Annotated in this window: 7 protein-coding genes and 1 pseudogene; 7 read left to right on the top strand and 1 reads right to left on the bottom strand. The window is 71.0% G+C overall.

The window, feature by feature from the left end:
* The first annotated feature begins 163 nt into the window (after positions 1 to 163).
* The 5 genes from I0C86_RS37835 to I0C86_RS37815 all read left to right on the top strand — a co-directional run bounded on the left by I0C86_RS37835 (position 164) and on the right by I0C86_RS37815 (position 4,540).
* Positions 164 to 478 (top strand): DUF2516 family protein, encoded by a 315-nt coding sequence (locus I0C86_RS37835; protein WP_196206121.1) that lies wholly within the window; start codon positions 164 to 166, stop codon positions 476 to 478.
* Complete coding sequence (locus I0C86_RS37830) at positions 475 to 1,359, top strand: alpha/beta fold hydrolase (protein WP_196206120.1); 885 nt, start codon at positions 475 to 477, stop codon at positions 1,357 to 1,359. Before I0C86_RS37835 ends, I0C86_RS37830 begins: the two co-directional genes overlap by 4 nt.
* A 126-nt stretch (positions 1,360 to 1,485) precedes the next feature.
* Positions 1,486 to 2,223, top strand: coding sequence for an alanyl-tRNA editing protein (locus I0C86_RS37825; protein WP_196206119.1), 738 nt, complete (start codon positions 1,486 to 1,488; stop codon positions 2,221 to 2,223).
* A gap of 90 nt (positions 2,224 to 2,313) precedes the next feature.
* Positions 2,314 to 3,231 carry an SDR family oxidoreductase gene (locus I0C86_RS37820; protein WP_196206118.1) on the top strand — a complete coding sequence of 306 codons (918 nt, stop codon included), beginning with the start codon at positions 2,314 to 2,316 and terminating at the stop codon, positions 3,229 to 3,231.
* A 115-nt stretch (positions 3,232 to 3,346) separates the two neighbouring features.
* On the top strand, positions 3,347 to 4,540 hold the full coding sequence (locus tag I0C86_RS37815) for a WD40 repeat domain-containing protein (protein ID WP_230395474.1): 1,194 nt from the start codon (positions 3,347 to 3,349) through the stop codon (positions 4,538 to 4,540).
* A 16-nt stretch (positions 4,541 to 4,556) separates the two neighbouring features.
* On the opposite strand, the gene I0C86_RS37810 is transcribed toward I0C86_RS37815, so the two are convergent.
* Positions 4,557 to 5,534, bottom strand: a complete 978-nt coding sequence (locus I0C86_RS37810) for a helix-turn-helix transcriptional regulator (RefSeq protein ID WP_196206117.1) — start codon at positions 5,532 to 5,534, stop codon at positions 4,557 to 4,559.
* Positions 5,535 to 5,607: 73 nt separating this feature from the next.
* Between I0C86_RS37810 and I0C86_RS37805 the strand changes: the two are divergent.
* Together I0C86_RS37805 and I0C86_RS37800 are read left to right on the top strand one after the other, a co-directional pair.
* Positions 5,608 to 6,458, top strand: a pseudogene (locus I0C86_RS37805) (EI24 domain-containing protein); the annotation flags it as partial.
* Positions 6,459 to 6,530: 72 nt separating this feature from the next.
* On the top strand, positions 6,531 to 6,647 hold a 117-nt coding region (locus tag I0C86_RS37800), incomplete at its 3' end, for a macro domain-containing protein (protein ID WP_230395475.1).

Genomic DNA, 6,647 nt, shown 5'->3' with positions numbered 1-6,647 from the left:
GGCCTCGGCCACGACCCCCGCCGCGAAGCGTCGGCCCGCGGCCAAGTCGACCCGTCCGGCCGTCAAGCGCACCCGCCCGGCAGCCGACAAGTAAGCGCCTGGCCACCCCGGGTGGGTGCGGCAAGTGGCACACACCCGGGGTGGCCGACATAAGCTTCACGCCATGGGCACTGCCGCGCCGCTCTTCTTCGACGACGTTGTTTCCATCATCAACCTGGTGCTGATCGTCTTCGCCCTCGTGATCCAGGGCGTCGCCCTCGTGCACTGCATAACCCAGCGCTCGGACGCGTTCCCGGCGATCGGCACGATCCCCAAGGGAGCCTGGATCGCCATCCTCGCCGTGTGCCTGGTGCTGACCCTGCTGCTGCGCGGGCCGATCAGCCTGTTCGCCCTGATCGGAATCGCCGCCGCGCTGATCTATCTGCTCGACGTCCGGGTCGGCCTGCGCGACCTGACCGACGGCAAAGGCTTCTGGTGAGAGATTTCCGCTGGCCACCACCGCCCGACGGCGGGCCACGGACGTACGGTCCCGGACCGACCGCTCCACGGAGCGGTCGGCCGGCGCTGCCAGACCCGGAGACCGACCTGGTCGCCACCCCGCACGGTGTCCGGCTGGAGCGGTTGGTAACCGGCGACGGCGACGCGACCACGGTGTTCGCGCACGGCCTCGGTACGGGTATCTCCACCACCCGACCGCTGGGCAGCGCGGTCGCCGGTCGAAAGATCTTCTTCCAGTTCCGTGGCCATGGCCGCTCCGACGCGCCGGACGGCGAATGGAGCTACGCGGACCTGGCCCGCGACCTGCGTGCCATCGCCGACCTGGGCGGCGCCACCCGGGCGCTCGGAGTGAGCCTCGGCGCGGGGGCACTCTGCCGGGTGCTGTGGGAGAGTCCCGAGCGCTTCGAGCGGGTGGTGTTCGTGCTGCCCGCCGTACTCGACGAGCCCCGGCCGGACGTGGCGCGGCGTCGGCTCACCGAACTCCTCACCGCGATCCGCAGCGGCGACGCCGCCACGGTCGCCGAGGCGGTCGCCGTCGAGGTGCCGCCGGCGGTCCGGAACACCCCGGCGGGGTGGGCGTACCTGCGGCAGCGGGTCGACCAGTTGACCCGGGACGGCCTTGGCGCGGGGCTGGCCAGCCTGGCCACCCAGGTCGCGATCCGGCAGCGGGCGGACCTCGCCGCCGTCACCGCCCCCGCACTGGTGATCGCCTGCGCCGGCGACGACCTGCATCCGGTCGAGGTTGCCGAGCAACTCGCCGCCGCGTTGCCGGCCGCGACCCTGCACGTGTACGACAAACCGGGCCTGCTCTGGTCGAACCGCGCCGACGTGCGCGAGCGGATCTCCACCTTCCTCAACTGATTCCGCCCGGACGCTGATCTCGGCCCGTCCCGCCCGGTCCCGCCACGTCCCGCACCTATCAGGGCCTGCGGCCAGGGGCTCCGGTCCACCGCCGTATGGGCGCGCGCCGGAGTAGCCTGCTGCTCCATGGGTGTTTCTCAGCACGGCCGGACCAGCCGCCTCGACCTCGCCGACCCGACCCTGCGGCAGTGGGAGTGCACGGTACTCGTCGCCGATCCGGAGCAGGGGATCGTGCTGGACCGCTCGGCCTTCTACCCCGGCGGCGGCGGCCAGCCACCGGACCACGGAGTGCTGCTCTGGCAGGGCGTACAGACCAGGATCGTCGGCACCCGCAAGGGCGACGACCTCTACCTGATTCCGGCCGACGGGGATCCGCTGCCACCGGTCGGCACGGCGGTCACCGGCGCGGTCGAGGACGATCGCCGCAGTCTGCTGATGCGTACCCACTCCGGCCTGCACGTGCTGTGCGGCGTGGTGTTCCGGGACTTCGGCGCCCTGGTCACCGGCGGCAACATGGAACCGGGCGAGGCCAGAATGGACTTCAACCTGCCGGAGGTTCCGTCCGACTTCAAGACCCGGCTCGAGGAACTCGTCAACACCGAGGTGACCGCCGACCGGGCGGTCGCGGTCAAGGTGCTGGCCCGGGACGAGGCGCTGGCGCTGCCGGACATCATCCGTACCCAGTCCAACCTGATCCCGGCCGACGAGCAGGAGATCCGGATCGTCGACATCGTGGGGCTCGACGTGCAGGCCGACGGCGGAACCCACGTCGCCTCGACCGCCCAGATCGGCAAGGTCCAGGTGGTCAAGGTGGAGAGCAAGGGCCGGGCGAACCGCCGGGTACGCGTCCGGCTCGTCAACTGACGGCGAACCTCCGGAGCCTGGAGGGTCCGCCCCGGATCGGTGGGTAAATCCGGACGTCGGTTGTCAGAATTCGTTGACAGAGTCGCCGGTATGACGACAGGACCACTGACTGGAAAGATCGCGCTCGTCGCCGGGGCGACCCGGGGCGCCGGCCGACAGATCGCCGTCCAACTCGGCGCTGCCGGCGCGACCGTGTACGCCACCGGACGCAGCACCCGGAAACAACCCTCGGAGATGAAGCGGCCGGAGACGATCGAGGAGACCGCCGAACTGGTCACCGCGGCCGGCGGTACCGGGATCGCGGTGCAGGTCGACCACCTGGTGCCGGAGCAGGTCCGCGCCCTCGTCGAGCGGATCGACCAGGAGCAGGGCCGGCTCGACGTACTGGTCAACGACGTGTGGGGCGCGGACCCGTTCATCGGTTGGAACAAACCGGTGTGGGAGCAGTCGTTGGACGACGGTTTCCGGACCCTGCGGCTGGCCGTCGACACCCACATCATCACCAGCCACTTCGCGATGCCGTTGCTGATCCGCAATCCGGGCGGCCTGGTCGTCGAGGTCGGCGACGGCACCCGGGAGTACAACGAGACCAACTACCGGCTCTCGGCCTTCTACGACCTGGCCAAGACAGCGGTGAACCGGCTCGCGTTCGTCTGGGCACACGAACTGCGCGAGCACGGCGGCACGGCGGTGGTCGTCACTCCCGGCTGGCTGCGCTCCGAGTTCATGCTCGACGAGTTCGGCGTCACCGAGGAGAACTGGCAGGACGCGGTGGAGAAGCAGCCGCACTTCGTCATCTCGGAGAGCCCCGCCTACGTCGGGCGGGCGGTGGCGGCGCTGGCCGCCGACCCGGACCGGGCCCGCTGGTCGGGGCAGTCACTCTCCAGCGGTCAACTCGCCCAGGTGTACGGCTTCACCGACCTCGACGGCAGCCGGCCCGACGCCTGGCGGTACATGATGGAGGTGGAGTCCACCGGCAAGCCCGCCGACGCGACCGACTACCGGTAAGTGTTGATCGAGACGTTGTCGGCTTCGTACGGAACCTCGACGTGATGCGAGGGCGGGGGTGTGGCCCTGGCCGGGGCGCCCCTCGCCGCGCCCCCTTCGTCGCTACGGTGTGCCGATGGAAACCCTGGCGCAGATCCGTTCCGAAGCCACGGTCGAGCGGCTGCTCTGCCATCCCAGGCTGCCGTTGATCGCCGGTTGGGACACCGAACGTCCGGCGATTCGGATCTGGGAGTACACGACCGGGCAGCTGCGGGAGATCGGTGCTGTCGGCGCCGACGCGGCCGCCTATGACACCCCCGCCTACGAGCGGTTCAACCGGACACCCTCCGCCGCCTGGCATCCGGACGAGCCGCAGCTCGCGGTGGCGGACGGCGACAACACGGCCTGCTGGACCCGCGCCGACACCCTCAGGATCGACGGCGTTCCGCCGACCGAATACCACCGCGAGGTGGCGTTCAGTCCGGACGGGCGGACCCTCTGGTTGTCGCCGGCCGGGGGAGAGGAGGACTCGGGGTCCTCCATCACACTCGACCTTGCCTCCGGCGCGACGGCGCTGGGCCCAGAGTGGGACACCGGAATCGCGACGTATCCGGGCGGTGGCCTCCTGGCCACCCTTCAGAGCGATCAGGGTGCCACGCTGATGCTCTTCTCCCGAGACACCGAGCCCGTGCTGCGGCCGTTGCGCCGGGCGTTGGTCCTCAACTGCGACGGCTACCAGACTCCGATCTTCAGCCCGGACGGGCGGCACTTCGCGGTGCGGGGCAACTCCTACGACAACTCGGTCGATGTGTTCGAGTTTCCCTCACTGCGCCGCGTTCTCGGCCTGACACTCGGAGAGCCGAGTCCGGGATACCCGTACCCGCAGGAGTGGCTGGACGGAACGAACGCCTGGTCGGATCACAACGTCGCGTTCGGGCCGCTTCCGGGTGTTCTCTGGATCGGTACGCCGGAGGGCACCGTCATCGAGTTCGAGATCGACGGGGAACAGACGACCGAACACGAGGTGCTGCCCGGGTCGGCGGTGACCGCCCTGACGGCCACCGCCACAGGTGAACTGGTCGTTGCCGGCCGGGACGGCACGCTTGGGATGCTGTCGATCGGACGGGGCGGCCGGGTCGAGGCGTCAACGGAAGCGGTGGCCGAGTTCCTCGCCGGCACCTGCGAGGCTTCGGTCGTCGACATGGACGAGCTCGACCTCACCGACGGAACCCGAACCTGGCTGCCGGGCGATCTGGAAACCGTCACCGAAACCTCTGAGAGTGACCCCGCCTGGCTACAGATCCAGGCTGCCATGAACAGGATCACCTGACCCGGATCTGTCGGCGTCACGGCCTCCGTGGGCCGTACAGCTCGGCGAGGCGGTGGGCCGCCGCCGCGAGGCGGGCTCGCAACTGCGCTGGTTCGAGCACCTCCACCTCGGGGCCGAGACTGAGCAGTTGGCCGTACGCGACGTCGGGCGACTCGACGGGCAGCCGGACGACCACCCAGCCCTGCTCGTCGGGTTCCCCGGCGCCGGCCTCCGCCTCCCGTACGGCTGGCACCTCGGCGACGTACCGCAGGGCGCGCCGGCCGGCAGGGCTGAGCCGTACCGTGATCACGTCGGCGAGGATCTGCCGGACGAACCGCTCGGCCTGGTCGGCCCAGTAGCCGGCCAGGTCGAACGATTCGTCGCGGCTGAACGTGGTGCCCGCTTCCTCGACCCCGACGATCCGGTCGACCCGGTAGGTGCGATGGTTCGTGCCGACCCGGGCTACCAGGTACCACCCGCCACCCTTGAGCACCAGCCCGTACGGCTCGACGGTCCGGCTCACCTCCCGGTCCCGCCGGAGGTAGCGCAGCCCCACGGTCCGGTCCTGCCACACCGCCCGGGCCAGCTCGGTCAACCAGACCGGTGGGTCCGCCTCCCGGAACCAGCCCGGTACGTCGAGATGGAACCGCCGCTCCACCCGGGTCGACGCGTCCCGTAGCCCGCTCGGCAGTGCGGCGAGCACCTTCAGCCGGGCGGTCGCCGCGACCTCGGCCAGTCCCATCTCGCCGGCCGGGCCGGGCAGGCCGGACAGGAACAGCGCGTCGGCCTCGTCCCGGCTCAGCCCGGTCAGCCGGGTCCGGTACCCGCCGAGCAGCCGGTAGCCGCCCGCCCGGCCCCGGTCGGCGTACACGGGGATGCCGGCGGCACCGAGCGCCAACACGTCCCGGTAGATCGTCCGCTCCGACACCTCCAGCTCGCGGGCCAGTTCGGCGCCGGTCATCGACTCCCGGTTCTGCAACAGCAGGACCAGGGAGATCAGCCGGGCGGCGCGCATTCCCCCATCCTGCCCGTCGGATGTCGCGTTGCCGCCATGCCGGGTGCCGTACTCCCCGATAGGCTTCCCGGTCGTGCACACCACCACGGTCAACGCGCCGGCCGGCGGCCGGGCCGGTACGTTCCTGTCCGGGTTCGGTACCGGCGTCGGGCTGCTCTTCCGAGGACTCGGGATCTACGCCCGGAATCCCCGCCTGGTGCTGCTCGGCATCATCCCCGGCCTGCTCTCCGGCGCGCTCTACCTCGCCGCCTTCGGCACCCTGATCTACTTCGTCTCCGACCTAGCGGAACTGGTCACCCCGTTCGCCGACGACTGGGCCGCCTCGACCCGCGACGGCGTACGGCTGGTCGCCGGGCTCGCCTTCCTGGGCCTGGGCGGCCTCCTCGGGGTGCTCACCTTCACCGCGATCACTCTGTTCATCGGTGACCCGTTCTACGAGAAGATCTCCGAGCGGGTGGAGGCGCGGTACGGCGGGGTGCCGGACGAGATCGAGGTGCCCTGGTGGCGCTCGCTGCGGCGCAGCCTCGTCGACTCGGCACGGCTGATCGTCCGGTCGGTGCTGTTCGGCATCCCGCTGTTCGTCGCCGGGTTCATCCCGATCGTCGGTCAGTTCGTCGTACCGGTCGTCGCCGCGCTCGTCGCCGGCTGGTTTCTCGCGGTGGAGCTGGTCGGCGTCCCGTTCTACCGGCGCGGCCTGCGGCTGCCGGACCGTCGCCGGGTGCTGCGGGCGAACCGCCCGCTCGCGCTGGGCTTCGGTGTCGCGGTCTTCCTCTGCTTCCTGATCCCGCTCGGCGCGGTGCTGCTCATGCCGGCCGCGGTCGCCGGGGGCGCCCTACTGGCCCGCCGTACACTCGGCCAGCCGATCGCCGGCCAGCCGATCGCCGGCCAGCCGATCGCCGGCCAGCCGATCGCCGGCCAGCCGATCGCCGGCCAGGCCGGCGTAGCAGCGGCCAGCACGGCACGACCCGGCACCGCAGCCGAATCCACCGGCGGGGAATGATGGAAATCGAGTTGGTCCAGGGCGACATCACCGCGCAGCGGGTGGACGTCATCGTCAACGCCGCCAACTCGTCACTGCTCGGCGGGGGCGGCGTGGACGGCGCGATCCACCGG

It is taken from the genome of Plantactinospora alkalitolerans (genome assembly GCF_015690345.1).
GTDB lineage: Bacteria > Actinomycetota > Actinomycetes > Mycobacteriales > Micromonosporaceae > Plantactinospora > Plantactinospora alkalitolerans.
This window is presented reverse-complemented; position numbering and strand designations above follow the sequence as displayed.

Excerpts from the sequence above, each read along its gene's own strand:
- I0C86_RS37835 (WP_196206121.1), top strand. The coding sequence starts at position 164 with ATGGGCACTGCCGCGCCGCTCTTCTTCGACGACGTTGTTTCCATCATC.
- I0C86_RS37825 (WP_196206119.1), top strand. The coding sequence starts at position 1,486 with ATGGGTGTTTCTCAGCACGGCCGGACCAGCCGCCTCGACCTCGCCGAC.
- I0C86_RS37820 (WP_196206118.1), top strand. The coding sequence starts at position 2,314 with ATGACGACAGGACCACTGACTGGAAAGATCGCGCTCGTCGCCGGGGCG.
- I0C86_RS37815 (WP_230395474.1), top strand. The coding sequence starts at position 3,347 with ATGGAAACCCTGGCGCAGATCCGTTCCGAAGCCACGGTCGAGCGGCTG.
- I0C86_RS37810 (WP_196206117.1), bottom strand. The coding sequence starts at position 5,534 with ATGCGCGCCGCCCGGCTGATCTCCCTGGTCCTGCTGTTGCAGAACCGG.